General features: G+C 61.5%; 18 protein-coding genes and 1 tRNA gene. 16 read left to right on the forward strand and 3 right to left on the reverse strand.

Annotated features, from left to right (window positions below; all coding sequences use genetic code 11):
- Positions 1–45 precede the first annotated feature (45 nt).
- On the forward strand, positions 46–762 hold the full coding sequence (locus tag BT122_RS09275; RefSeq protein ID WP_072355683.1) for a DUF554 domain-containing protein: 717 nt from the start codon (positions 46–48) through the stop codon (positions 760–762).
- Between the two features lie 342 nt (positions 763–1,104).
- On the opposite strand, the gene BT122_RS09280 is transcribed toward BT122_RS09275, so the two are convergent.
- Complete coding sequence (locus BT122_RS09280; RefSeq protein WP_072355643.1) at positions 1,105–2,001, reverse strand: LysR family transcriptional regulator; 897 nt, start codon at positions 1,999–2,001, stop codon at positions 1,105–1,107.
- Positions 2,002–2,151: 150 nt separating this feature from the next.
- Here BT122_RS09280 and BT122_RS09285 point away from each other — a divergent pair, with 150 nt between their 5' ends.
- The 3 genes from BT122_RS09285 (at position 2,152) to BT122_RS09295 (ending at position 4,808) form a co-directional block, all read left to right on the forward strand.
- Positions 2,152–3,030: an AzlC family ABC transporter permease gene (locus BT122_RS09285; protein ID WP_286130356.1), complete on the forward strand. Its 879-nt coding sequence runs from the start codon at positions 2,152–2,154 to the stop codon at positions 3,028–3,030.
- Complete coding sequence (locus tag BT122_RS09290) at positions 3,020–3,328, forward strand: AzlD domain-containing protein (RefSeq protein WP_072355684.1); 309 nt, start codon at positions 3,020–3,022, stop codon at positions 3,326–3,328. Before BT122_RS09285 ends, BT122_RS09290 begins: the two co-directional genes overlap by 11 nt.
- 268 nt (positions 3,329–3,596) lie before the next feature.
- Positions 3,597–4,808 (forward strand): MFS transporter, encoded by a 1,212-nt coding sequence (locus BT122_RS09295; protein WP_072355644.1) that lies wholly within the window; start codon positions 3,597–3,599, stop codon positions 4,806–4,808.
- Between the two features lie 162 nt (positions 4,809–4,970).
- Here BT122_RS09295 and BT122_RS09300 read toward each other — a convergent pair whose 3' ends face one another.
- Entirely contained in the window at positions 4,971–5,516 is a 546-nt protein-coding gene (locus BT122_RS09300; RefSeq protein WP_072355645.1) for a GNAT family N-acetyltransferase, read from the reverse strand.
- A gap of 398 nt (positions 5,517–5,914) precedes the next feature.
- Here BT122_RS09300 and BT122_RS09305 point away from each other — a divergent pair, with 398 nt between their 5' ends.
- The 6 genes from BT122_RS09305 to BT122_RS09330 all read left to right on the forward strand — a co-directional run bounded on the left by BT122_RS09305 (position 5,915) and on the right by BT122_RS09330 (position 12,882).
- Positions 5,915–7,120: a tyrosine-type recombinase/integrase gene (locus BT122_RS09305; protein ID WP_072355646.1), complete on the forward strand. Its 1,206-nt coding sequence runs from the start codon at positions 5,915–5,917 to the stop codon at positions 7,118–7,120.
- A 145-nt stretch (positions 7,121–7,265) separates the two neighbouring features.
- A complete protein-coding gene (locus BT122_RS11175; protein ID WP_072355647.1) occupies positions 7,266–10,058 on the forward strand; it encodes a DNA methyltransferase in 2,793 nt (930 codons plus the stop codon).
- 259 nt (positions 10,059–10,317) lie between these two features.
- The gene (locus BT122_RS09315; protein ID WP_072355648.1) at positions 10,318–10,806 is read left to right on the forward strand and encodes a hypothetical protein; all 489 of its coding nucleotides are present in this window, start codon (positions 10,318–10,320) and stop codon (positions 10,804–10,806) included.
- 139 nt (positions 10,807–10,945) lie between these two features.
- A complete protein-coding gene (locus BT122_RS09320) occupies positions 10,946–11,128 on the forward strand; it encodes a helix-turn-helix domain-containing protein (RefSeq protein WP_177242223.1) in 183 nt (60 codons plus the stop codon).
- A 1-nt stretch (position 11,129) separates the two neighbouring features.
- Positions 11,130–11,537 carry a hypothetical protein gene (locus tag BT122_RS09325; protein ID WP_072355650.1) on the forward strand — a complete coding sequence of 136 codons (408 nt, stop codon included), beginning with the start codon at positions 11,130–11,132 and terminating at the stop codon, positions 11,535–11,537.
- A 718-nt stretch (positions 11,538–12,255) separates the two neighbouring features.
- The gene (locus BT122_RS09330) at positions 12,256–12,882 is read left to right on the forward strand and encodes a hypothetical protein (RefSeq protein WP_072355651.1); all 627 of its coding nucleotides are present in this window, start codon (positions 12,256–12,258) and stop codon (positions 12,880–12,882) included.
- 248 nt (positions 12,883–13,130) lie between these two features.
- Here BT122_RS09330 and BT122_RS09335 read toward each other — a convergent pair.
- Positions 13,131–13,207, reverse strand: a tRNA-Pro gene (locus BT122_RS09335).
- A 427-nt stretch (positions 13,208–13,634) separates the two neighbouring features.
- Between BT122_RS09335 and BT122_RS09340 the strand changes: the two genes are divergently transcribed.
- The 6 genes from BT122_RS09340 to BT122_RS09365 all read left to right on the forward strand — a co-directional run bounded on the left by BT122_RS09340 (position 13,635) and on the right by BT122_RS09365 (position 24,514).
- On the forward strand, positions 13,635–13,844 hold the full coding sequence (locus BT122_RS09340; RefSeq protein WP_072355652.1) for a hypothetical protein: 210 nt from the start codon (positions 13,635–13,637) through the stop codon (positions 13,842–13,844).
- The gene (locus BT122_RS09345) at positions 13,841–17,080 is read left to right on the forward strand and encodes a helicase-related protein (RefSeq protein ID WP_072355653.1); all 3,240 of its coding nucleotides are present in this window, start codon (positions 13,841–13,843) and stop codon (positions 17,078–17,080) included. Before BT122_RS09340 ends, BT122_RS09345 begins: the two co-directional genes overlap by 4 nt.
- The gene (locus tag BT122_RS09350; protein ID WP_072355654.1) at positions 17,074–17,694 is read left to right on the forward strand and encodes a DUF4391 domain-containing protein; all 621 of its coding nucleotides are present in this window, start codon (positions 17,074–17,076) and stop codon (positions 17,692–17,694) included. The genes BT122_RS09345 and BT122_RS09350 overlap by 7 nt, the downstream gene beginning before the upstream one ends.
- Complete coding sequence (locus BT122_RS09355) at positions 17,695–19,740, forward strand: site-specific DNA-methyltransferase (protein WP_072355655.1); 2,046 nt, start codon at positions 17,695–17,697, stop codon at positions 19,738–19,740.
- 71 nt (positions 19,741–19,811) lie between these two features.
- On the forward strand, positions 19,812–21,326 hold the full coding sequence (locus BT122_RS09360; RefSeq protein WP_072355656.1) for an RNA-binding domain-containing protein: 1,515 nt from the start codon (positions 19,812–19,814) through the stop codon (positions 21,324–21,326).
- A complete protein-coding gene (locus BT122_RS09365) occupies positions 21,323–24,514 on the forward strand; it encodes a restriction endonuclease (RefSeq protein ID WP_072355657.1) in 3,192 nt (1,063 codons plus the stop codon). The genes BT122_RS09360 and BT122_RS09365 overlap by 4 nt, the downstream gene beginning before the upstream one ends.

Consider the following 24,514-nt stretch of genomic DNA (forward strand, 5'->3'; position numbering starts at 1 on the left):
GGAGTGCACGGCTGAACGGCAGGGCAAAGCAAGCAGGGAGTGAACGTGGTACTAGCAGGAGCCCTTATTAACGGTCTCGAGGCAGCGGTTGGAGGTATTCTCGGCCTTCTCTTCAAGGGGCGTGTTTCCGAGCGCCTTGGGGACTTTCTCCTCAAGGGACAGGGGCTCGCCGTGGTTCTGGTGGCCGTCCAGGGTATGATGCGCGGCGGCAACGTTGCCATTGTCACGCTGTCGCTGGCGCTTGGCTCTGTGGTTGGCCTGGGCATCGACATCGACGCGCGGATCCGCTCGCTGGGCGACTGGGCCCAGCGGCGTCTCAACCAAGCGTTTGCTGGCTCGAAGCGGCTGGGGAACTTCTCGGATGGGTTTGTGACGGCGTCGATTTTCACCTGCACGGGGGCTATGGCCATCGTGGGGTCGCTCTCTAGCGGCATCTCGCTTGATCACGCGACTCTCATCTCGAAGGGCGTCATCGACCTTGCCGTTTGCCTGCCCATGGCGGCGACCATGGGCATCGGTGTGCCCTTCTGCGGGGTGAGCCTTGTTGTGTACGAGGGGGTCCTTTCCGTTGCGGCAAGCCTGGTGGGGTCGTTTCTCACCGACGCCGTGGTCACCGAGGTTGCCGTCACGGGATCCACGCTGTTGCTCGCCGTTGGCACCAACCTCCTTGGCGTGACCGACATCAAGGTGGCCAACCTCATCCCTGCGGCATTTGTCCCCATTCTTCTGGTTCCCGTCGCGACGGCGCTTGGCCTGATGTAGCGGCCGGGGCGCCTACGCTGGAGCGCCAAGGAAGCGCGCTCGAAGCTTGTGTCGGCTGCATCCGGCGCAGGATTCCGCAGGCGGAGGTCTCGGTGCGCGACGGCGGACCGACAGTGCGTTGTTACCGGCCCGGGGTGCTGTCCGAGCGTTTCCCCAGATAACGGCAACGACTCCTCGTCGTGCCGGTAACAACAGAACTGATGCGGCAGCGCGTTGTTACCGGCTCGCGGCTTCTGCCAGACCTTATCTGCGAAAACGCTCGCGAGCAAAGACGGGCCGGTAACAACGTGCGCGCGGGCGCCGGGTGGCACGCGAGCAGACCAACCCCAGTCTGCGGCGCGGCTACCCCAGCTCGCTGATGAGGTATTCCGCAAAGCGCCGCGCCGCCAGCGGCAGCGTGGCAGAGTTGCGCCAGCCAAGCGTGATGGTGCGCCGCGGCTCCTCGCGAATGGGCCGCACCACCACGCCAGACTCAAAGCCCACGAGCATCATCTCGTAGAGAATCGTGACGCCCAGCCCCTGGCGCACCATGGCAAGGATCGAGTAGTCGTCCGTGACCTCGTAGCACACGCGTGGCGAGAGACCCGCCTGCTCAAACGCGTGAAGCGTCACGGATTCGCGGCCCTCGTCAAGGAGGATGAACGGCTGTGTGGCGAGGTCGGCAAGCGTGAGCTCGTCCTTCTTGGCAAGCGGGTTCTCGGGCGGCACCACGGCCATCATACGGTCGGGGCCAAACGAGTGGGACTCCAGACCCGCGGACTCGGCGTCCGCCAGGTTGGTGAAGCCTAGGTCGCATTCCCCGGTGCGCACCCACTCCGCAATCGAGGTGTACTCGCTCTGGCGCAGGTTGAAGCGGACAGAGGGGTACAGGCGCCTGAAGTCGAGCATGGGGCGGGGGAGAAGGTTCCTGCTCACGCTGGTGAAGGTGCCAATCGTGATGGAGGCGCGTCCCAGGCCCTGGACCTCGCGCTGCTTCTCGGCAAGCGCCCGCTCGTCGCGAGCAACCGCCTGCAGGTAGGGCATGAACTGCTGCCCGTCCTTGGTGAGGGTGACGCCGTCGCGGCCGCGCTCCACAAGCGTGCACCCAAGCTCGCGCTCCAGGGCCTTGACCGTCTGCGAGACGGCGCTCTGGGTGTAGCCAATGCGGTTGGCGACCTTGGTGAAGCTGCCCTCCTCGACAACGTCGACAAAGACTGCGTAGCGAGAGTAGCGTGCCTGTGCGTCCGGCTGCTGAGGCATGTGCGGCCCTTTCTTCAGTTGCTTCCTCGGGTTTCTAGATATTAGTATAGCTACTCAACTAATTAGAACCATTCGTTTTACTAATAACTGAATCTGTTGCTTAATGTGCTCAGAACGCTTTGAGCGGAGAAGTTCGAGCAGGTTTGGCGGGTGATTCTTGTGGAGTTTGCAGAGACGAGAAACGCGTTTGCCACGGGTGCGCTTGTGAGCGGCGATCGTCGTGCCCACCGTGGGGCGGGGCTTCTCGCCCGCCATGGTGAGGCGCTGCGCGAGGGTGTTCGCGACGGTGTTCCCATTGCCCTGGGATACCTGGCCGTCTCGTTCTCGCTGGGAATCGCCGCGCGCAAGGTGGGCCTCGATGCGGTGCAGGGCTTCTTTGCAAGCCTCTTCAACAACGCTTCGGCAGGGGAGTACGCTGGCTTTGCCGTGATTGGTGCAGGCGGGTCGCTCCTCGAGATGGCCGTGGTGATGCTCGTGGCAAATGCTCGCTACCTGCTTATGAGCTGCTCGATGGCACAGCGTTTCTCGCCCAAGACGCCGCTCATCCATCGCGTGCTTGTGGGTTTTGACCTTACCGACGAGCTCTTTGGCATCGCGATTGCGCGGCCGGGTTTGGCCGACCCGTACTACAGCTACGGAGCCATGGTGGTGGCGCTTCCCGGATGGGCGTTTGGCGGCATGGCGGGCGTGATTGCCGGCAGCGTGCTGCCCGAGCGCATCGTGAGCGCGCTTTCCGTGGCGCTCTTTGGGATGTTCCTTGCCATCATCATTCCGCCGGCGCGCAAGAGCCGCGTGATTGCGGGGCTGGTGCTGGCCGGCTTTGCTACCAGCGCTTTGTTTGCATGGACACCACTGCTCTCGGGAGTCTCCGAGGGCACGCGCACCATCATTCTCACCGTGGCGCTTTCGGCGCTTGCGGCGGCGCTCTTCCCGGTGGACGAGCAGGACGGCGGCAGCGAGAACGCGGGTGCCGCGGACCCCGCGATTGCGGTTCCTGCTCCAGAGGGGGATGCCTGCCGTGCGGCCTAGCATTGTTGCCTATCTTGTGGTGATGTCGGCGGTCACGCTGGGGACCAGGATTTTGCCGCTCACGCTCATCCGGCGGCCGATCTCCAACCGGTTCCTGCGGTCGTTTCTCTACTACGTGCCGTACGTGACGCTTGCCGTGATGACCTTCCCGGCGATCCTCTCTGCGACGGATTCTCCGCTTGCCGGTGCGGCGGCGCTGGTCGTAGGCATTGTGGCCGCGTGGTTTGGGGCGAGCCTCCCGCAGGTTGCGGCCGGATGCTGCGGCGTGGTGTTTGCGCTGGAGCTGCTGCTCGCGTAGGGGTGTCCGGGCCTGGCACCGGCGCCAGCTTCCGCAGGTGCTGCCGAGAATAAATTCGACATTTTCCCGCCCTCGCCGGCTGATTTCTGTCGAAATTGTTCTCGTTAGCACCAGCCGCCCGGCTGGCCGGCTTCCAACCTCGAGCACATGTGGCTGTTTTGCTCAGCCGGTAGCCAACGCCACGCTAACCCGCGCAATCCCCCATACTAGGGGACTTACAAACGAGAAGAACAAGGGCGGCCGCAAGGCTCGAGGGGCTGGTAGTACCGTGGGTTCACGCAGCAAGACGCAGGAGAAAACCGACAAGATCACGCGTGGCCAATGGCTTGCGCTTGCCGGCCTGGCGGTTTCGGCTTTTATCTTCAACACGTCCGAGTTCATCCCCATTGGTCTTCTCAGTGACATCGGCCAGACCTTCTCGCTCACCGAGGCCCAGACCGGCATCATGATCTCGGTCTACGCGTGGGGCGTCATGATCCTTTCGCTGCCGCTCATGGTCTTTGCGTCGCGCTTTGACTTTCGCCGACTGCTGCTGGGACTTATCGCCATCTTTGCCACGGGGCAGTTCCTTTCGGCGATTTCGCCCACCTACCTGCTGCTCATTTGCTCGCGCCTGGTGGTGGCAACGGCGCACGCGGTTTTCTGGTCCATCGTTATGGTGGTCGCGGCCCGCGTGGTGAGCCCCCGCCACTCGTCCACGGCGATGGGCATCGTTGCCACGGGAAGCTCCATCGCGCAGATCTTTGGCATGCCGCTGGGCCGTGCGATAGGTCTTGCGCTTGGCTGGCGCATGACCTTTGCCGTGGTGGGGCTGGTCGCTGTCGCAAGCTTTGTGTATCTGGCGATGGTCTTCCCGCCGCTCAGCGCCGGCGAGAGGTTCACGCTGGACAAGCTTCCCGAGCTCTTCCGCAATGGGCCGTTGGTCTCGCTTTACGTGGCTATCGTGTTTCTCGCCACGGGGCAGTACGTGGCATACAGCTACGTCGAGCCGTTCCTTTCGCAGACGGTCGCCCTGAGCGCGGAGGGCGTGACGGCGGCGCTGGTGGTCATTGGCGTCGCCGGGCTACTTGGCAGCTACCTCTTCTCACGCTTCTACGACGGCCACAAGAAGGGCTTCATTGCGGCGTCGCTGGTGGGGGAGACTGTTGCCCTGCTGGCGCTGCTGCCCGCGGCAGCCTCGCTGGGCGCGACGGTTGTCGTGCTTGTGGTGTGGGGCGCGTGCGAGATGGGCTTCTGCGTGGCGTTCCAGTCGATTCTCATCTACATCACCGAGAATGACCAGGCGTCGGTGGCGATGTCGATCTACTCGGGGCTCTTTAACCTGGGCATTGGCGCGGGATCGGCGATTGGTGGCGTTACGGTGACGCAGCTAGGCGTGAGTGCCGTCGGGCTTGTGGGCGGCGCGTTTGTGGCCGTGGGAACCGTTGTTACCGTTGTGGTGATGTTTGCGCTCATGCGGCGCAGGGCCGTGTGCGCGTAGGCGATGCCGTGTGTGACGCCGCTGCCGGCGCCGTTTGGCGACGTATTTCTCGGCGCAATTACGCACGTCTGAAGGCGAGAACGACAAAAGCCCAGCAATCCACAAACCTTAATCGCAGTCGTGCGTAATTCGGCTACGAGAGGAGCGCCGGCCTAGCAAGGCTCAGCGATGCTCTCTCCACTCGCTCTCCAGGATTGACATCAGGATGTCGTCGCCGTAGCTGCCAGTCGCTGAGTCAATGACGGCGTCTCTCAATGCGCCTTCACGAACGAACCCCGCTTTCTCATACGCACGAATTGCGCGAGGATTGAAGCTGAAGACGTCAAGGGAAAGCCGGTGCAGACCAATCTCGCGGAAAGCAAAGTCGATTGTCTGCTCGATTGCCCAAGAACCGATTCCGCATCCTAGTGAACTTGTATCAAATATTCCGATACGGAAATTGGCGGAGCGGAGCTTGGAATCGATTTCGTTGATGACGGATTCGCCGATGATGCGGGACGTGGGGTCAAGAAGCAGAAAGTCACGTCTGGTTTCGTCGTCGATGTTGGCGAGAAAGAACGAGACAACCTCGTCGCAATCGTAGTGCAGAGCGCTACCCGTAAGTCGAGCAACTTCGGGATTGACCTGGTCGAAGAGCCGTGCGTAGTTTTGCGCATCCTCGGGTAGGGAAGGGCGCAGGATGTAGCCAGAGTCGTTGCGAGAAATCATCTCGTGGCCTTTCGAAGTTACCGAAGTGCAGCCGCGTAGCGCATCGAAAACAAAGACCCGCCAGTTGAGCTTCTGCGAGAGGCCGGCGGGTTTACTGGAGACAAGTGTACATGACTAGGAGAGACCTACAAAAAGAAAAAGGCCGCACGGTAAATCCCATGCGGCCCGCTCATTTCTGGTCGGGTGGACTGGATTCGAACCAGCGACCCCTTGACCCCCAGCGGGACACGCTGGGCAAACTTCTTCGACAGGCGTGAACACGCTCGCAGATATCGCCACGTAAACGGCGCAATGCCGTGTAACCTTCGCCATGACCGGAAGGGCTCGACGCCCAAGTTTGGTGCACGTGCACCAAGCGATTTGGTGCACGTTTGGTGCAAGGCGAGGGGACGGATTCTATGCACTTCACCAACGCGTTTATACGCGGCAAGAAGCCGCCGTTCCGCGGCGTCTTCAAGTACAAGGACAAGGACGGCGAGTGGCGTCAGACAGTTCGCACACTAAAGGCCCAAGGCATCTCCGAGGCAAAGCGAGAACTCGCGGAGATGAGAATCGCGCTCGAGGAGGAGCACGAGCGCAAGGCGGAGGTCGCGAAGGCCACCATGACGGTGGACGAGTACCTCGAGAGTTACATATCCGACCTCGACAGGTCTCGCTCGCTCGAGCGCTCCACCATCAACGGCTACCGCTGCTACGCCAAGAACGTCTCGAACGGCCTCGGCAGGATCCGCCTCTCGGAGCTCAACGCGGCACAGGTGAGGGCGTGGGAGGCCAAGCTCCTCAAGGACGGCCTCTCGGGCACCACGGTGCGCAAGGCCCACGTCCTGCTCAAGAGCGCCTGCGAGCAGGCCGTCCAGGCCGACCTCATCCCCAGGAACCCGCTCGCCGCCGTGAGGCCTCCCAAGGCGGAGGACCCCATGCCCAACGCCCTCAGCGAGCGCACGAGGCGCGCTCTCCTCACGTACCTCGACGCAGCCGCGGACACGCCCTTCAACCTCGCCGTCCTCATGGCGCTCTCCACCGGTATGCGAGAGGGCGAGCTCTGCGGCCTCAGGTGGGCCGATGTGGACCTCAAGAACCGCACCCTCTGGGTGAGGAGGTCTGTGGCACGCGATAACGGAAAGTACTACGTCAAGCCTCCCAAGACGCGCACGAGCGTGCGCGACATCCCCCTCACGCTCGCCCTCGCTGAGAAGCTGAAGGCAAGGAAGGACGCTCAGGAGACCGAGCTCATCGTCGCGGGCCTCGAGCCCTCGGAGGAGCGCATGTCCCAGATCTACGTCCTCGGTGAGGTGGACGGCTCGTTCATGAAGCCGCATGGGCTCTGGAGGCCTTGGAAGGCGCTTGCAGACTCGATGGGCCTCGTGGGCACGCAAGGCAGGAGGCCGACCTTCCACGACCTCCGTCACACCTTCGCCACTTTCGCAATCGCAGAGGGAATCGACGTCAAGACCGTGAGCTCGATCATGGGCCATGCAAACGCGGCGATGACGCTCAACATCTACGCAAGCGCTGACGCGGACGCCAAGCGGGCGGCCGCCATGACGATAGACGAGGTCATGGGCAGGAGGCTCGCTCCGCAGGAGCTGAGGAGCTTCGCATGACCGTACAACCATGCTACGGTTTCTCAATGTTGTAGCAGCGTTGGAACCATGTGAGGCGTAGTTGCGCTCACCCACAAGGCCCCTCATGTGTCCGGAGGGTCTGCGATAATGTCACTCGTGACTGATTCGTACGCGGGAGGCACGCATGGCATCGAGCAAGAAGGCCGCCGAGGAGTTCGTCAAGCGCTGGACGGGCAAGGGCAACGAGGAACAGGACAAGCACCTCTACTGGATCGGGCTCTTCCAAGACGTCCTCGGGCTCACAGACGCGCTCGACCGCCTCAAGTTCGAGCAGCCAGTCCACACCAAGGCGTCGGAGCACCAGGGCTTCATCGACGTGCTCATCCCCACCGCGTCCGCAATCGTGGAGCAGAAGGGCATCGGGCACGACCTCTCCAAGGCGGAGGTGCGCCAGGGACGCCCCGTGACGCCCGCCCAGCAGGCGCTCGCCTACACCGAGGGCCTGCCCCTCTCGCAGAAGCCCCGCTACGTCATCGCCTCCAACTTCGCCGAGATGTGGGTCTACGACACCGAGCGCGACCCGCTCTGCAAGGGCGAGCCCCTGGTCATCACGCTCGCCGACCTCCCCAAGAACCTCCCCGCTATCCAGTTCCTCGCGGGCAAGGGCCAGGCGCCCGAGACCATCCAGCGCGCCGTCTCGGTCGAGGCGGGCCGCATCATGGGCCGCATCCACGAGGCTGTGGCCAAGAGCTTCGAGAGCGCGGGGTTCGACCGCAACGACGAAGCCACGCACCATGCCATCAGCGCCTTCTGCTGCCGCGTGATGTTCCTCATGTTCTGCGAGGACGAGGCGGGCCTCATACCTCAGAACGCCTTCCGGAACTACGTCCAGCACTTCCCTGCAGACTACCTCAGGAACGCCCTGCGCGAGCTCTTCGAGTGGCTCGACACGCCAGACGAGGCGCGCGACCCCTTCGCGAGCGACCTCCTCAAAGCGTTCCCCTACATGAACGGAGGCCTCTTCTCGGAGCGCACCATCATCCCCACGCTCTCGGAGGACCTGCGCACCACCATCATCGTCGAAGGCTGCCAGGAGTTCGACTGGTCCGAGGTCAACCCCACGGTCTTCGGCTCCATCTTCGAGGGGAGCCTTAGCCACGACCAGAGGCGCGCGGGTGGCATGCACTACACCACACCGGAGGCCATCCATAAGGCAATCGACCCGCTCTTCCTCGACGACCTCGAAACCGCATTTGCCGATGCCTGTGCGAAGCCCCTCGCGGGAGGCGCCCGTACCAAGGCACTCGAGGACCTGCACGAGAGGCTCGGCAGCATCTCCATCTTCGACCCAGCCTGCGGCAGCGGCAACTTCCTCACCGAGAGCTACCAGTGCCTGCGTAGGCTAGAGAACCGCGTGCTCATCGAGCTCTCCAAGGACGGCCAGATCTCCTTCGACATCGAGGGTACCGGAGAGGACCAGGTCAAGGTGTCCCTCGCTAACTTCCATGGCATCGAGATTAACGACTTCGCCTGCGCAGTCGCACGCACCGCCCTCTGGATCGCCGAGAAGCAGGCGGACGCCGACACCGCGAGCATCGTCCACCGCGTCTACCAGGCGTTGCCCCTCACCGACTACGGCAACGTTCGCCAAGGAAACGCCTTGCGCATGGACTGGAACGAGGTCGTGCCAGCTGAGAAGTGCTCGTTCATCTGCGGAAATCCACCCTTCATAGGCTACTCAAACCTTAATAGCGAGCAAAAGGAGGACCGTGCCGGCATTTTCGGCAAGGATGGCGGCACGCTCGACTACGTTTCATGCTGGTACAAGAAGAGCGCTGACTATATGCGCGGCCATCACATCCGAGCCGCGCTTGTCTCTACCAATTCAATCTGCCAAGGCCAGCAAGTGGCACCTTTGTGGAAGCCACTATTCGCTGATGGCATTCATATCGACTTTGCCCATCGCACCTTCGTCTGGAACTCCCAAGCAGACGATGTGGCCCACGTGCACGTTATCATTGTGGGTTTTTCACGCGAGAACGTAGAGCCGAAGTTGCTCTTCACGGGTAGTCAGATACGTGAGGCTGCACACATAAACGGATATCTTTCTGCCATGGATGATGTGTATGTTGCCAAGAGAGCTACGCCTATTTCTCCCGTGCCAACTATGAAACGGGGTGGAGGCGTTGGCGATTGGGGGTTGCTCACCCTCTCAGAAGGCGAACGCGATGAGATGGTGAAAGCAGATCCTGAAGCAAATCAATGGATACGACCGTTCTCGATGGGTGCGGAATTCATAAAGGGAGAAGAGCGCTTCTGTCTGTGGATGCCCGACATTAACCCGACACAGCTTAAATATCACCCTCTCATACTTGATCGCGTGAAGGCTGTAAGAGAAAAGAGGCTATCATCCAATAGAAAGAGAACTCTCAAGGCAGCCGAAACGCCTTGGCGGTTTGACGAACCGATTGAGCCATGTGGCACCTTTTTAGCGCTTCCGCAAGTTTCGTCTGGCCGCCGAAAGTACATCCCTATTGGGTTTATAACCACTGGTCTCATCCCTGGGAATAAACTGTTCTTTGTGGACGGCGCCGGTCTTTATGAGTTTGGCGTTCTCATGAGTCGAGTGCATAATGCCTGGATGCGAATGGTCGCTGGTCGTCTAAAAAGTGATTATCAGTATTCGAGCACCATCGTTTACAACACGTTTGCTTGGCCTGATACAACCCCACAGCAGCGTGAGAGAATTGAAACTTGTGCCCAGGCCATACTTGATGCTCGTGATCTCTATGTTGGATCAACTCTTGCCGATCTATATGATCCCGACGATGAGTGGATGTATCCCAAGCTCGTGGAAGCCCACCGCGCGCTCGATGCTGCTGTCGAGGCGGCCTATGGCGTCGACTTCAACGGTGACGAGGAGAAGATCGTCGCGCACCTGTTCAAGCTCTATGCAGAGAAGACCGCTCAAGAATAGCAACTCGTACGGCTACTTGGTCGCCATCGAAGTGTTAAGCAAGTAGCCTATTGCATACGTCCGTATAGGCAGCTCGACTTAGCGAGCTGCCTATTCCGTACGGCTTCGCCGCCGCAATAGCAAACGTCCGCCATCCTCGCCTACGACGCTACGGCAATGCCCCTGGCCTGCCAGACTTCGTCTGTACGGCTGGTGCTTGCCCCTGCTCGGGCGGGCGGACGTTTGCGGGGGATGCCCCGCGCCCCTAGGAGGCACATACATGGGAGAGCTCAGGAGGCTTGAGGCTCGGCTAACAGAAGGGCAAATGAATATGCTTGATGGGCTCGCACGTGATACTGGGCTCACGAAGACGGACGTCATACGTACGCTCATAACGCACGTTTCCGTCGCGGACGAGCCGGATATCACTGGCGACACCGTCATCGTTCTCGACCGCGTCTCCGCATCAAAGATTGCCTACCAACTGCGGATGGTGGGCATAAATCTCAACCAGGCAACGGCAGCGCTCAACACGATTGCCCGGGCGGCACAGAAGGCCTCAGACGATCCCCTACAGGTACTCGACCTTGTCGAGGCTATCGAGTCCGTGAAGTATCTCCTCATCGGTTACGAGGAGACGAGGAGGTCGGCTAGAAATCTAATGGAGGGCCTTACGGGCTCCCGCGGAGTGTTCCTCGACCGCCTGGACTCTGTAGCGGGAAGAGCCAACCATGCTGCTGCACCCGAGCCTCTCTCGGACCTCGACTGATGGAGATTCCATGACTCAGCAACTTAGGGCCACTTAGAGACACTTATCGTTCGCCGTCGGGAGCTTGAAAGACTGCCAACTGCGACCATCTTTGCCATCCAAGTGGAACCGCACTCAGGGAGGCAAGATGGTGCAACAAATGACAACGAGGAACGCGCGAGAGCCCGAGCTCATATCGATAAGAGAAGCCGCGAGGATGCTCAACGTGTCCACGCGGACGGTGAACAGACTCTGCCTCGAGGGAAGGGTCAAGGCCGTGCGCGTGGGGTACCAGTGGCGCATCAACCGTCGTGCTCTCCGCGAGTACGCAGGGCTCGACTAGCATGTCCGAGGAATCGCCCTCTTATTCTCGCGTCTGGGGACCAATCGTGCACGCCATGGTCCAGTCGGGAGCCTCGGGGCAGGAGTGGGCGGTGCTTGTCGCGCTCCTGCGCTGGCAGAGGGAGGGCAGCAACGTTCTCTCCATGAGTGTGCAGACGATCTGCAAGTACACGGGGCTTGACGAGGACACCGTACGCCACAGGCTCTCAAGCCTCTCAAAGCGCTGCTTCGTGAGCGCTGGAGGCAACGAATTCCCCATCCTAGAGGTTATAAAGCCCGCAGGTAAAGGCCGAACGGCCTTATACGCCCTCTGCGTGCCCCGTCTGGGGCCCGAGGACGGCTCGAATATGCTCACGCGCAAGGAGCGCGTCGAGTGGGAGAAGAGACACAAGGACAACGGCAACGCATGACGCATTTGTCATATGGAGCTTTCCGCAGCCCAGAGTACCCTATCGAATGACGGGATTGTCATGCTTTGGGCCTTCCTCGACCCCCTGCGGACGGATCGTATGGCCCGCATCGCATGATATTCCCGTCATACGTTGGCCTGACAGAACGACACTCCCATGACACCATGCCAGAGGAGCGTCAGCGCAAGGACAAACTCGCCATCAATAGACAACGATCACGTAGACAATGCCGTCAGCCAAACGGACGGATTTGTCATGCAGCCCATGACAGGGATGTCATCCTTAGAAGAACAGTAACAAGAACCTTTTATAAGAATGCTTGCCCACATGAGACCAAGAAGCGCATGACTGCTTGGCGTACTTCAAGCAGTTGATGTCATCTGGCGACCACACGATCCGGACGTCGTTGAGGTCATATATGACAACCGATGAATGACATGGCGTTTCCGCAGGTAAACGACTTGTTCTAAGGCCATATACGGCCATTGCGAGGTAATGATGGCGGTATGTTCGACCACACCATCTCAAGTCCATATAAGGGCTTAGGGCAGGTCATCTACCTGCTGCTTTGCTTATAGAAGCAATAGCGGTATCTGGCGGAAGCTGGTTGCGAGACTTCCAGGAGAACGCCCTTGTCCCATATTTGTCCGACCCTCGTGATAAGTCTTCCCTAGCTTACCTACGGGTACTGAGGTTGCGTTGACGAGGGGAAGATAAGATGACTGGCGTCTTCGAGATGATGACGGGGCCGTACATTCCAACAGAACACGTGCCGCTTGATGTTCTCCCGTGGAACAGAGAGGAGGGATACGAGGTCTTTTCGTACCCTCCAGAGATCAGTGATGTCGACGAAGCCCTCTTCGAAGCGGAGGGCCTCGATCGAGATGGGCGCGGGGCCAGGGTTGCTCTCATTTACCCCTACGGCTACCACATTTATGGCGAGTACTTCGCCCACCTGCAGGGTTTTGTTGACAAGTACGAGGAAACAGCCCCGGAACTCGCAGACTCGATCAGACAGCTCATCGAGTCCATCAAGCGCATGAACGTGAAGGAAGACTGGTCGGTCGTACGCTATGTCGGGCACGAGTACGACGACAAGCCGAGAGTATTCGGGCTCACAAGGGGACGCTGCTACTACTGGCCTTGCTCGAAGGAGAGGCCAGTCTATGAGGGCGTCATCGATGACGAAGAGTTCACCTCGTATCTGTATCCGTGTGATGCCGAATGCTGGGAGATCGTTCTCGACCCTACGGGTATGGCGGCTCGAGCGTTGGCGGGAGATGCGGACACGCTCCACGCGTGGTATCCGGAGATGAACCTAGAGGAGCACTTCAACAAGAGCTAAGAAATCATCTTGAGGAGTGAGTTTTATTCGAATCCGATTAAGGGACAGAGGCACTTGTACATGTCTTATGAGCAAGCTGTCTCGAATCGTTTATTTATGCAACCCCACTAAACCAGCTACCGCTTGCCGATTCGCGTTCTGGTGCAAGATGAGGCCGAAGTTTGGTGCACGCTTGGTGCAAAATCGGGATTCCTTGGTGCAAGCTTGGTGCAAAAAGGTCAGGGCATATGCCCTGACCTCGGAAGTTCTGGTCGGGTGGACTGGATTCGAACCAGCGACCCCTTGACCCCCAGTCAAGTGCGCTACCAAGCTGCGCCACCACCCGTTTGTGCGAACCACCGTCCGCGCAAGTAAGAACTCTAACACGGAGTCGCCGGAGCTTCAACCACAAATTTCGGAAACAAGGATTTGTTCGGATACTCTGAAGAATCTGCTAGGTCCAATGGGCATCCCTTTGGGATTGACGAGAAGACTCGACTTAAGGGTTGGCCTTGTTCTACAGAGTTCACAATGATGAGCACGCGGGACATCCCCCGTATGGAGAAGGGAGGGTCGGACGTCACGGCCGCGTAGGCGCATCCGCGGCGCAGACTCAAGTCTTCGCCATCGGGCTGCATCCCTGGCCACCTTGTCCGAGCCCTTCGCCCCGACCATCCTGGCCACCGTAGGTGTACGGGATGGGCTAGAAGCCTGCAAGCCCTCTGCTAGAATGGACTGCACTTGTAATGCACGTGGCATTCGAGGGGAGCCCTATGAAGTACTCAGAGCTCGTCGACTCCGGCGCCACCCCCACCGAGATCCAGGCGTTCCTCGTGGGGTCGGAGAACGTCCCAGTCACCATGCGGATCCCGCGGAACCTGCGCGACGCGGCGAAGGAGGCGGCGGAGCTGAAGGGCATGAGCCTTACAACGTACGTGAAGGTGTGCCTCATAGAGAGGCTCTCGGAGGGAAGCAAAGAATGACGCATCCCCCCTTCTTCGACAACAAGGCGAACATCGTGAAGGACGACCTGGTCTCGACCATCAGGTCCGGAGACCGCGTGTCGGTCGCAGCCGAGGTCTTCTCGATGTACGCCTACCAGGAGCTCAAGGAGCAACTCGACGGCCTCGACGAGTTCCGCTTCATCTTCACGTCGCAGGCGTTCACCAGGAGCCGGCCCCCCAAGCAGGAGCGGGAGTTCTACATCCCCCGACTCGTCCGGGAGAAGGGGCTCTGCGGGACCCAGCTGGAGATCCGCCTCCGCAACGAGCTGACGCAGAAGTCGGTCGCCTCCGAGTGCGCCCGCTGGATCCGCCGGAAGGCCAAGTTCCGCTCCTTCGGCGTGGACAGGGGAATGGACAACACCTTCCTCGTGGTGGACGGCCCGGAGGGGACCGCCGCCTACACGCCGTTCGCCGGGCTGACCACGGCGGAGCTGGGCGTGGACAACTCCTCGGGCAGGCAGGCGCTTGTCATGCGGCCGGACGCGTCCACGTCGAGGGCCCTCCTCGACATCTTCGACGAGGCCTGGGACTCAGGACAGCTCGACGACGTTACGGACGCGGTGGTGGACTCCATCACGGCCATGTACAAGGAGAACCCTCCCGAGCTCGTCTACTACATGGCCCTCTATCGCATCTTCAGCGAGTTCCTCGACGACGTGTCCGAGGACGTGCTCCCCAAGGAGGGCACCGGCTTCCGCGAGAGCGCCATCTGGGGCAAGCTGTACGACTTCCAGAGGGATGCCGCCATCGCGATCATCAACAAGCTCGAGACCTTCGACGGCTGCATCCTCGCGGACTCCGTCGGCCTGGGCAAGACGTTCACGGCGCTAGCGGTCATAAAGTACTACGAGTCCCGCAACAGGAACGTGCTCGTCCTGTGCCCCAAGAAGCTCCGGGACAACTGGACAACATACAACCGCAACGTCGTGAACAACCCCATCGCCTCGGACAGGCTCCGCTACGACGTGCTCTACCACACGGACCTTTCGCGCGAGCGCGGCATGTCCGAGACCATGGGGGTCGACCTCTCCCGCGTCAACTGGGGCAACTACGACCTCGTCGTGATAGACGAGAGCCACAACTTCAGGAACGGCGGTGACTCGGCCACCGACGACAGGCTCAACCGATATCAGACTCTCATGGAGAAGGTGGTCAAGCAGGGCGTGAGGACCAAGGTGCTCATGCTATCCGCCACCCCGGTTAACAACCGCTTCCGCGACCTCAGGAACCAGCTTGCGCTCGCCTACCAGGGAGACCCAGAGGCGTGGTCGGCACGCCTCGGGCTCTCGTGCGATGTGGAGACGGTCTTCAGGAACGCGCAGAGCGCCTACACCGCGTGGTCCAAGCTGCCCGTCGGCCAGAGGACCACCGCCAGGCTCCAGGACATGCTCGACTTCGACTTCTTCGAGGTGCTGGACCAGGTTACGATCGCCCGAAGCAGGCGGCACATACAGCAGTACTACGACACGGCGGCGCTCGGGCCGTTCCCGAAGCGCCTCCCGCCAATCTCGCGCGACCCCAGCCTCTCAACCCTGCCTGGCGCCATCAACTACCGCGAGATCTACGCGGAGCTGGACTCCCTCACGCTCTCGGTCTACATGCCAAGCGCCTTCCTGCAGCCGAGCAAGGTGGGGAAGTACGAGGACCCCGAGAGCGGCAACCTCTCCGCCGCAGGCCGCGAGGCGGGCATCAGGCGCCTCATGACGACGAACCTCCTCAAGCGGCTCGAGAGCTCCGTGAGCTCCTTCCGGCTCACGCTCGAGCGCGTGCTCTCCTACATGGAGCAGACGCTCAGGACCATCGAGCACTACAAGCAGCGCAGAGAGGGGAACGCCTCGGTCTCGGACGCCGGGGCGGTCGCCGTGCTCGACCTCGACCCCGACGACGCGGAGGCGGTGGAGGCCGGTGGCGGCACCGGGATCCTCCTCGAGGACATGGACTGGATGCGCTGGGAGGGCGAGATAGAGCGCGACGCGGACACGGTGCGCCTTCTGCTCTCCATGATTGACGACATCGACCCAAAGCACGACGCGAAGCTCCTGCAGCTCTGCGAGGACATAAGAGAGAAGGCCGAGCATCCCATCAACCCCGGCAACAGGAAGGTCATCGTCTTCACCGCATTCTCCGACACGGCACGCTATCTCTACGAGCACGTATCCGAGTTCGCGAAGAATGAACTCGGCCTGAATACCGCTGTCGTCACGGGCCAGGGCTGCAGGACCAACTGCCCCGGCGTCCCCGCGCGGATGGCCGAGGTGCTCGAGTGCTTCAGTCCCGCCTCCAAGGAGCGCGCCGTGCTTTCGCCTGCGCTCGAGGGCCACGACATAGACGTCCTCATAGCCACGGACTGCATCTCCGAGGGCCAGAACCTGCAGGACTGCGACTACCTCGTGAACTACGACATACACTGGAACCCCGTGCGCATCGTGCAGCGCTTCGGGCGGATCGACCGCATCGGCTCCAGAAACGCCTGCATCCAGCTCGTCAACTACTGGCCCAACGTCGAGCTGGACGAGTACATCAACCTCAAGGAGCGGGTCGAGGCGCGGATGAGGGCCACCGTGCTCGCGTCCACGGGGGACGACGACTACGTGAACCCGGGCGAGAGGGGCGACCTCGAGTACCGCAGGCAGCAGCTCGAGCAGATGCGCCACGAGGTCGTCGACCTCGAGGACGTCTCCGGCGGGGTCTCGATCACGGACCTGGGGCTCAACGAGTTCCGCATGGACCTGCTCTCCTACTACAAGGAGAACCCCGAGATAGACCGGGTCCCCTCCGGGATCGAGGCGGTGTGCGAGGGCGACACGCCCGGCATCGTCTTCGTCCTTCGCAACGTGAACGAGGCGATGAACCCCGACGGCAGGAACCGCATCCACCCGTTCTACGTGGTGCAGGTCGCCTCGGACGGGGAGGTGGTCCACTCACACCTGGAGCCCAAGGCAGTCCTCGACGAGATGAGGCTACTCTGCAAGGGGAGAGGCAAGCCGGACCCGCGGCTTTACAGGCCCTTCAACAGAGAGACCAAGAACGGCCGTGACATGCGCTGGGCAATGGGACTCCTCAATGCCGCCGTGAGCTCCATCATGGGCGCCAAGGAGGAGTCGGACGTGGACAGCTTCTTCGGCGGCGGCACGACCGGCTTCCTGGAGAACGACGTGGCGGGCCTCGACGACTTCGAGCTCGTGTGCTTCCTGGTGGTGAGGCCAAGATGCTAGGACTGCCGAGCACGACGGAGGTCGACAGGGTCCTGCCGAAGAGGGCGTTCTACGAGCACCTCCAGCTCGACCCCGCGACCAGGCGATCGTTCGTGGACGACATCGAGTCCCTCACCGTGAGGAACTCGATTAAGCCCTCGACGACCGGCATCCCCGCGGGGGATGTCGTCCAGGAGGTGCTCGTCCTCGAGGTGGCGCTCAAGGGGGCGACGGTGCCGAAGGCTGCCCTTGCGGCAATCGCTCGCTTGAACCCGCACAGGCTGCTGTTCGCATGCACCTGGGACGGAAAGGCATGCCTCGCGGTGCTGCTCGGGAACCTCGTCGTGGGACAGTGGCAGGACGCCGGCAAGCTCGCACTCGGGCTCGACCCCATCGGCATGGACCAGACCTGGGACCGCATGGCATCGCAGGTGGCCTACGGCGATGAGGGACGTGCGGGCGAGACCGTGGAGGAGCGCCATGCTACGGACGAGAAGATCGAGCGTCTCAAGGAGCAGCTTGCCAAGGTAGAGGCAAGGCACAGGAAAGAGAAGCAGTTCGCGCGCAGGAACCGGCTCTTTGACGAGGTAAAGGCGCTGCAGGAAGAAATCAGGCAGCTCGAGGGAGGCAGATAGATGGTTGAGAGGATCAAGCCCGGCACTCCGGACGGCACCGAGGAGAACGTCGAGCGCATAGCGGAGCTCTTCCCCGAGGTGGTGACCGAGGTCGAGGGTGCAGACGGCAACCTCGAGCACGTCGTGGACTTCGATGCGCTGCGCGACCTCCTGGGCGACGTGGCCGAGGGGCAGCGCGAGCGCTACCAGTTCACCTGGCCAGGCAAGGCAGCCGCGAAGGCCGAGGCCAGAAGGCCCATCTGGAAGACCATGCGGCCAGAGCCCGTGAAGTCCGTGGACTGGGACACGACGAAGAACCTCTACATCGAAGGCGACAACCTGGACGCGCTCAAGCTCCTCAAGGAGACCTACGCCGACCAGGTGAAGCTCATCTACATCGACCCACCCTACAACACGGGACACGACTTCGTCTACGACGACGACTACAGGCAGACCCACGAGGAGTACGACGCGGGGAGCGCCGACTTCGACGAGGACGGCGGCAGGCTCGTCGCCAACCCCGAGTCCAACGGCCGCTTCCACTCTGACTGGTGCTCGATGATCTACCCCAGGCTCGTTCTGGCGAGGGACATGCTCTCCGCCGACGGAGCCATCTTCATCAGCATCGACGACAACGAGAGCGCCAACCTCCGCAAGATCTGCGACGAGGTGTTCGGTGCGGGATGCTTCGTAGGGGACATTGCCTGGCAGAGGACTTATTCTCCAAGGAATGACTCGAAGGGCATTCCGGCTGAGATTGAACATATCCTGGTGTTCTCAAAACAATGCGGATGGATTCCGGGGAGGCTGCCCAGAACAGAAGAGATGGACTCCAGGTATTCAAGCCCTGATGGCGACCCCATTCCTTGGAAGGCAGCCGATGCCTCTGCTCCTGGAGCTGCGACGCATCAGGGTATGGTGTATGCAATTCAGCATCCTATAACCGGGGAGCTCCTTTATCCGCCCAACGGCCGGTGCCGGCCGTTGGGCGCCGAACAAATGTACTCAATACTGAGTGAGTGGGCTGAGTATGAGTGGCGCGATATTCATGACGAGAATAAGCGTGCTGAGATTTGTGGGGTAGCGGAAGACGAAGTACGTCCTAGCGTTAAAGCGCTTATGCTCAAAGAACCGACAGACGAGACTTTCGCAAAAGCTCGAAAGCGCTATGAAGCAGGCAGCTGGCCGCGCCTATGCTTCACAAGCAATGGCAATGGCGGAATGATTGTCAAGCGGTATATTACGGACGTTGAGGGTAAGATGCCCACTAATCTTTGGCCGTTCTTAGAAGTCGGCCATACCGATGAGGCAAAGAAGGAACTCCAAAAGCTCTTCGATGGCTCTGCACCCTTCGACACCCCAAAACCGGTTCGTCTCATCGATCGCATCCTGACCATTGCAAGCGAGGCGGATTCCCTTGTGCTCGACTTCTTCTCCGGGTCCGCCACCACCGCGGAGGCCGTCATGCGCAAAAACGCCGAGGATGGAGGCGAGCGTCGCTTCGTTCTCGTCCAGCTTCCCGAGGAGGCCTCTGGCGGCTGGGACAACCTCTGCAACGTGGGCGAGGAGCGCATCCGCCGGGCAGGCAAGAGGATTGCCGCCGAGGTCGAGGAGTCGAACCGCCAGCTCAAGCTCGGGGAGGAGCCCAAGCCCGTCCCAGACATCGGCTTCCGCGTGCTGCGCATAGACTCCTCCAACATGGAGGATACCTACCGCACACCCGGCGAGACGGACCAGATGGACCTGCTCTCGCTTGCGGACAACGTGAAGCTCGATAGGACCCCGGAGGACCTCCTCTTCGAGGTGCTGCCCAAGTTTCGCATCCCGTACTCGGCGAGGATCGAGAAGAGGGAGCTCGGCGGCAGGGAGTGCTTCCTCGTCGACGGCAACCGCCTCGTCGCCTGCTTCGACACGGAGGTGGGGACGGAGACCATCGAGGAGATGGCAAAGCTGGAGCCCGACTACGCGGTGATGCGCGACGCCTCCATGAGGGACGATGCGACGCAGGCGAACTTCGAGGAGCTGTTCAAGACCTACAGCCCCGACACCGTGCGGCGGGTCATATAGTTCGCTCTCTGATTTGCTGCTGTCTGTTGTGGCGGGCATATTCTCTGTCGGATTGTATATGAGGTGGGGTAATGGCAGGTCTGGATGAACTGCTGTCGGGCGAGTCCCAGACGGTCGAGTACAAGGTCAGGCGATCTCCGAATGCGAAGAGCTATCTCAAGAGCGTGGTCGCCTTTGCCAACGCCCGCGGTGGAACGCTGATATTTGGGGTGGACGACAAGACACGTGAGGTCGTGGGCATACCCGCGGACGAGGTGTTCACTGAAATGGACGCTATCGCGAACGCTATCATGGACTCCATCGAGCCACAGATGCTGCCCGAGATAACCCTCCGGACCGTCGACGGAAAGAGTCTCATCCTCGTTGATGTGCCTGCCGGAAGGCAGTGCCCGTACTTCATCAAGACAGATGGAATCGAGAACGGGACGTACGTGCGTGTCGGTGCCACCTCTCGGCATGCCGACCTAGACTGGGTACGCGAGCTCACACAGGAGTGCGCCCCGGAGGGATTTGACCGCCTGGTCCGCAGAGGCTTCGCAATCACGGACGAGAGGATCGAGACGCTCTGCGAGCGCATGTACGAAGTCGCCCGCTCGCACGCCGACACCAATCGGCGCGGAACCCTCCGCAAGCCTACGGTGAGCCAGCTTCTCACCTGGGGCATCCTGAAGGAGCGCGACGGGGAGGTCTTGCCCACCAATGCCTTCCTTATCCTCGAGGGTGACCGGGAACTTGTGGCACCCCTGCAGTGCGCCCTGTTCAAAGGCAGCTCCCGTGCGACGTTCCTCGATCGGAGGGACATTGCAGGCGACGTGATGTCGCAGGTGGAGGGCGCCTACCAGTTCGTACTGGAGAAGATGAACATGGGAGCGGACCTTGACGGCGTGGTTCGAAGGGACGTCTTCGAGCTGCCGGAGTGGTCCGTCCGTGAGGCCATCACCAACGCGGTGGTGCACCGCTCGTACGTGGAGCGCTCGTCGGTGCAGGTCGCCCTCTACGACGACCGCCTAGAGGTGAGCTCTCCGGGAGGCATCGTGAGGGGCTTCTCGCTCGACAGGGCTCTGTCAGGCCAGTCGCGACCCCGCAACGAGGCGCTGGCGCAGGCATTCCTTTACATGGGGCTCATCGAGGGCTGGGGGAGCGGCATTCCCAGGATTATGCACGAGTTCGAGGAGAGGGGGCTGCGTGCTCCAGAGTTCCAGGACATCGACGGCATGCTACGTGTGAATATGTGGCGGCCGACGGCTGAGCAGTTCGCCGCCTTCCTCCATGGATGGGCCGTCACGGATTCGAGCGGTCTGGCGCCGGACAATAAAGACAATAAATCGGACAATAAAGACATTAAAGACAATAAATCGGACAATAAGCTGGACGGCAGGCAGGATGTCACCTCGGAGGAGGAAGCCCTACTTGCGCTGATCAGGGAGGACCCTTCCATCACTCAAGCGAGGATGGCGGAGCTGCTCGGACTGTCGAGAAGCACCGTTGCACTCATGCTCGCACGCCTCCAGCAGGCGGGCTTGGTGAGGCGCGAGGGATCGCGAAAGGCCGGCACCTGGGTGGTCGTAGATGGTGGTGGACGATGAGGCTCAAGTTCAAGGTGCAGCAGTACCAGACGGACGCGACGGATGCCGTGTGCGACGTCTTCGAGGGGCAGCCCAACCAGGGCGCGGCAGCCTACCTGCGAGATATGGGTACGCTTCCCGTTCGCGGGGGCATGGGAGCACTGTTCAATGCCGGCGACCTACAGCAGGGCATGGAGGAGGGCTATGCCAACGCGCCCGTGAGGCTCACGAAATCCGAGCTCCTCTCCAACATTCGCCGCGTGGAGCGTCGCAACCAGCTTGACGAGTCCGAGACCACCTGCCGCGACATGGCGGGAATCGCCTGCCACCTGGACGTGGAGATGGAGACGGGCACCGGCAAGACCTACGTCTACACCAAGACGATGCTGGAGCTCAACCGGCGCTACGGTTGGTGCAAGTTCATTGTGGTCGTGCCCTCCGTCGCCATCCGCGAGGGTGTGAAAAAGTCGCTCGAGTCCACCGAGCAGCACTTCTTCGAGCAGTATGGCAAGCGTGTCAACGCCTTCATCTATGACTCGGACCGGCTGAACGAGCTGGACTCCTTCGCGCAGTCCTCGGACGTCTCCTGCATGATCATCAACATGCAGGCCTTCAACACCTCCATGAAGGAGGGCGCGAGCAACAAGGCGTCCCGCATCATCTTCGACGAGCGCGACGACTTCGGGAGCAGACGCCCCATCGACGTGATAGCCGCAATGCGCCCCATCGTGATCCTGGACGAGCCGCAGAAGATGGGAAAGAGGGGATCTGCCACCCAGAAGGGCATCGCGCTCTTCAAACCCCTCTTCGTGCTGGGCTACTCCGCCACGCACCGGGAGAGGCACGACCTCGTCTACTCCCTCGATGCACTCGACGCCTACAACCAGCGTCTCGTGAAGCGCATCGAGGTCAAGGGCTTCAAGCTCAAGAACATGCGCGGAACGGATGCCTACCTCTTCCTCCGGCAGATCCTGGTTACCAAGAACAGGCCGCCCGTGGCAGTTATCGAGTACAAGAGGATGTCGGCTTCAGGCAGGGTAGGCAAAGCCACGGGCCGTTTCGAGGAGGGGGACAGCATCTACGACGTCTCTGGCTCGACGAGGCTCGAGGCCTACCGTGGTTACCAGATTGCTGGCGGCAACGACGGCGTCGTCCCCGGCGTGGACGGCCGTCCCGGCCGCGTCCGCTTCCTCAACGGCGTTGAGATCGAGGAGGGCACCGTCTACAACGACTCCGCCCTCGAGGACATGCAGCGCGTGCAGATACGCGAGACCATCCGGAGCCACCTCGAGAAGGAGCAGGCGCTCTTCAGTCGCGGCATCAAGTGCCTCTCGCTCTTCTTCATCGACGAGGTCGCGAAGTACCGCGACGTGACCGGCAACGGGGCGACCGTCGGCTACGGGAAGGTCTTCGAGGAGGAGTATGCCGCCGCCGTTGCGGACAGGCTTGCGCACCCCACGACGGACGACCTCGCGGACCCGAGCTACCTGGAGTACCTGAGGCGCGACACAGCGCACCAGGTCCACGATGGGTACTTCTCCATCGACAAGAAGGGCCACGCGGTCGAGTCCAAGCGCGAGAAGAAGGCCGAGGCGGTGGAGGGCATCGGCATCAACGACGATGACGCCCGGCGCGGCTACGACCTCATCCTCAAGGACAAGGAGCGGCTGCTCTCGCTCGACGAGCCCGTGCGGTTCGTCTTCAGCCACTCGGCCCTGCGCGAGGGCTGGGACAACCCCAACATCTTCCAGATCTGCACGCTCAAGGAGTCGGGGTCGGAGACCTCTAAGCGTCAGGAGGTCGGCCGCGGAATGCGCCTCTGCGTTGACCAGGACGGCGTGCGCCAGGACGCCCAGCTCCTCGGGCCCGACGAGGTCCAGCGCGTGAACGTGCTCACGGTCATTGCCTCGGAGAGCTACGAGACCTTCGTGCGGGACCTGCAGAGCGACATCAGGGGCACGCTGCGTGAGAGGCCGCAGAAGGTCGAGATCGACTTCTTCAGCGGAAAGACGCTCGAGGTCGAAGGCGAGGAGGTGAGCTTCTCCGCGTCGGATTCCAAGGCCATCTACAAGTACCTCATCAAGAACGACTTCCTCGATGACGCCGATCGCCCCTCCAACGACTTCCGAGCCATGGTGGGGGAGGGGAAGTTCCAGGCCAATGCCATGCACGAGCTGCCCGAGGGCCTCGGCGACGAGGCGCACGCCAAGGCAATCGAGGCGCTCCTCCGCGGCGTCTACGACCCACATGCTCTTGACGGCATGGTGCAGCGCGCCCAGGAGAAGGTCACCGAGAACGCAATCGTTCAGGAGAACTTCGGACGGACCGAGTTCAAGGAACTGTGGGACCGCATCAGCCGGAAGCACAGCTACACCGTCTCCTTCGACGACTCGGAGCTCGAGCGCAAGGCCGTGGCGAGGATTGACAGGGATCTCGCGGTGAGCCGGCTACAGTACACCATGACCGCTGGCTCCCAGCGCGACGAGGGGAGGCGTGAGGACCTTACGAGCGGGAGGTCTTTCGTCGCGCAGAGGAGCGAGACCCACGACGTGGACGAGGCTTCTGCTCCGGTTGCGGTCACCTACGACCTGGTGGGCGAGGTCGCCGCAGCGGCCCAGGTCACCCGGGCGAGCGCCGCGAGGATCCTCTCCGCCATATCGCCCCAGGTCTTCTCGCTCTACCGGGTGAACCCCGAGGAGTTCATCAAGCGCGCGGGAGGGCTCATCCTCTCCGAGAAGGCCGCGATGGTCGTGGAGCACGTGGAGTACCACGAGACGGACCGCAGCTACGACACAGCCATCTTCACCTCGCGCATGCCGGACGACGCGAGCAAGGCCTACGAGGCGAGCAAGAACGTCCAGCGCTTCGTGTTCCCGGACAGCCAGGGCGAGCGCAGGTTTGCCGAGGACCTGGACGCAGCCAGCGAGGTCGTGGTCTACGCCAAGCTACCAAGGGCGTTCCAGATACCCACCCCGGTAGGCAACTACGCGCCGGACTGGGCGATAGCCTTCAGGAAGGGCAGCGTGCGCCACGTGTTCTTCGTCGCCGAGACCAAGGGCACCATGGACACGATGGAGATCTCGGGTGTCGAGAAGGCCAAGATCGCCTGTGCGGAGAGGCTCTTCGACGAGGCGAGCACGTCCGACGTGCGCTACCATCAGGTGGCTGACTACGACGACCTGCTCCAGTGGGTCGGGAGGCTGGAGTAG

The sequence above is a fragment of the Olsenella sp. kh2p3 genome (assembly GCA_900119625.1).
Classification (GTDB): Bacteria; Actinomycetota; Coriobacteriia; order Coriobacteriales; family Atopobiaceae; genus Tractidigestivibacter.

What these genes read in the sequence shown, in the direction of transcription:
- BT122_RS09300 (WP_072355645.1), bottom strand. Translation starts at nt 5,516, where the DNA reads ATGATTTCTCGCAACGACTCTGGCTACATCCTGCGCCCTTCCCTACCC.
- BT122_RS09365 (WP_072355657.1), top strand. Translation starts at nt 21,323, where the DNA reads ATGAGGCTCAAGTTCAAGGTGCAGCAGTACCAGACGGACGCGACGGAT.
- BT122_RS09305 (WP_072355646.1), top strand. Translation starts at nt 5,915, where the DNA reads ATGCACTTCACCAACGCGTTTATACGCGGCAAGAAGCCGCCGTTCCGC.
- BT122_RS09345 (WP_072355653.1), top strand. Translation starts at nt 13,841, where the DNA reads ATGACGCATCCCCCCTTCTTCGACAACAAGGCGAACATCGTGAAGGAC.
- BT122_RS09330 (WP_072355651.1), top strand. Translation starts at nt 12,256, where the DNA reads ATGACTGGCGTCTTCGAGATGATGACGGGGCCGTACATTCCAACAGAA.
- BT122_RS09350 (WP_072355654.1), top strand. Translation starts at nt 17,074, where the DNA reads ATGCTAGGACTGCCGAGCACGACGGAGGTCGACAGGGTCCTGCCGAAG.
- BT122_RS11175 (WP_072355647.1), top strand. Translation starts at nt 7,266, where the DNA reads ATGGCATCGAGCAAGAAGGCCGCCGAGGAGTTCGTCAAGCGCTGGACG.
- BT122_RS09355 (WP_072355655.1), top strand. Translation starts at nt 17,695, where the DNA reads ATGGTTGAGAGGATCAAGCCCGGCACTCCGGACGGCACCGAGGAGAAC.
- BT122_RS09320 (WP_177242223.1), top strand. Translation starts at nt 10,946, where the DNA reads ATGACAACGAGGAACGCGCGAGAGCCCGAGCTCATATCGATAAGAGAA.
- BT122_RS09360 (WP_072355656.1), top strand. Translation starts at nt 19,812, where the DNA reads ATGGCAGGTCTGGATGAACTGCTGTCGGGCGAGTCCCAGACGGTCGAG.
- BT122_RS09280 (WP_072355643.1), bottom strand. Translation starts at nt 2,001, where the DNA reads ATGCCTCAGCAGCCGGACGCACAGGCACGCTACTCTCGCTACGCAGTC.
- BT122_RS09340 (WP_072355652.1), top strand. Translation starts at nt 13,635, where the DNA reads ATGAAGTACTCAGAGCTCGTCGACTCCGGCGCCACCCCCACCGAGATC.
- BT122_RS09315 (WP_072355648.1), top strand. Translation starts at nt 10,318, where the DNA reads ATGGGAGAGCTCAGGAGGCTTGAGGCTCGGCTAACAGAAGGGCAAATG.
- BT122_RS09325 (WP_072355650.1), top strand. Translation starts at nt 11,130, where the DNA reads ATGTCCGAGGAATCGCCCTCTTATTCTCGCGTCTGGGGACCAATCGTG.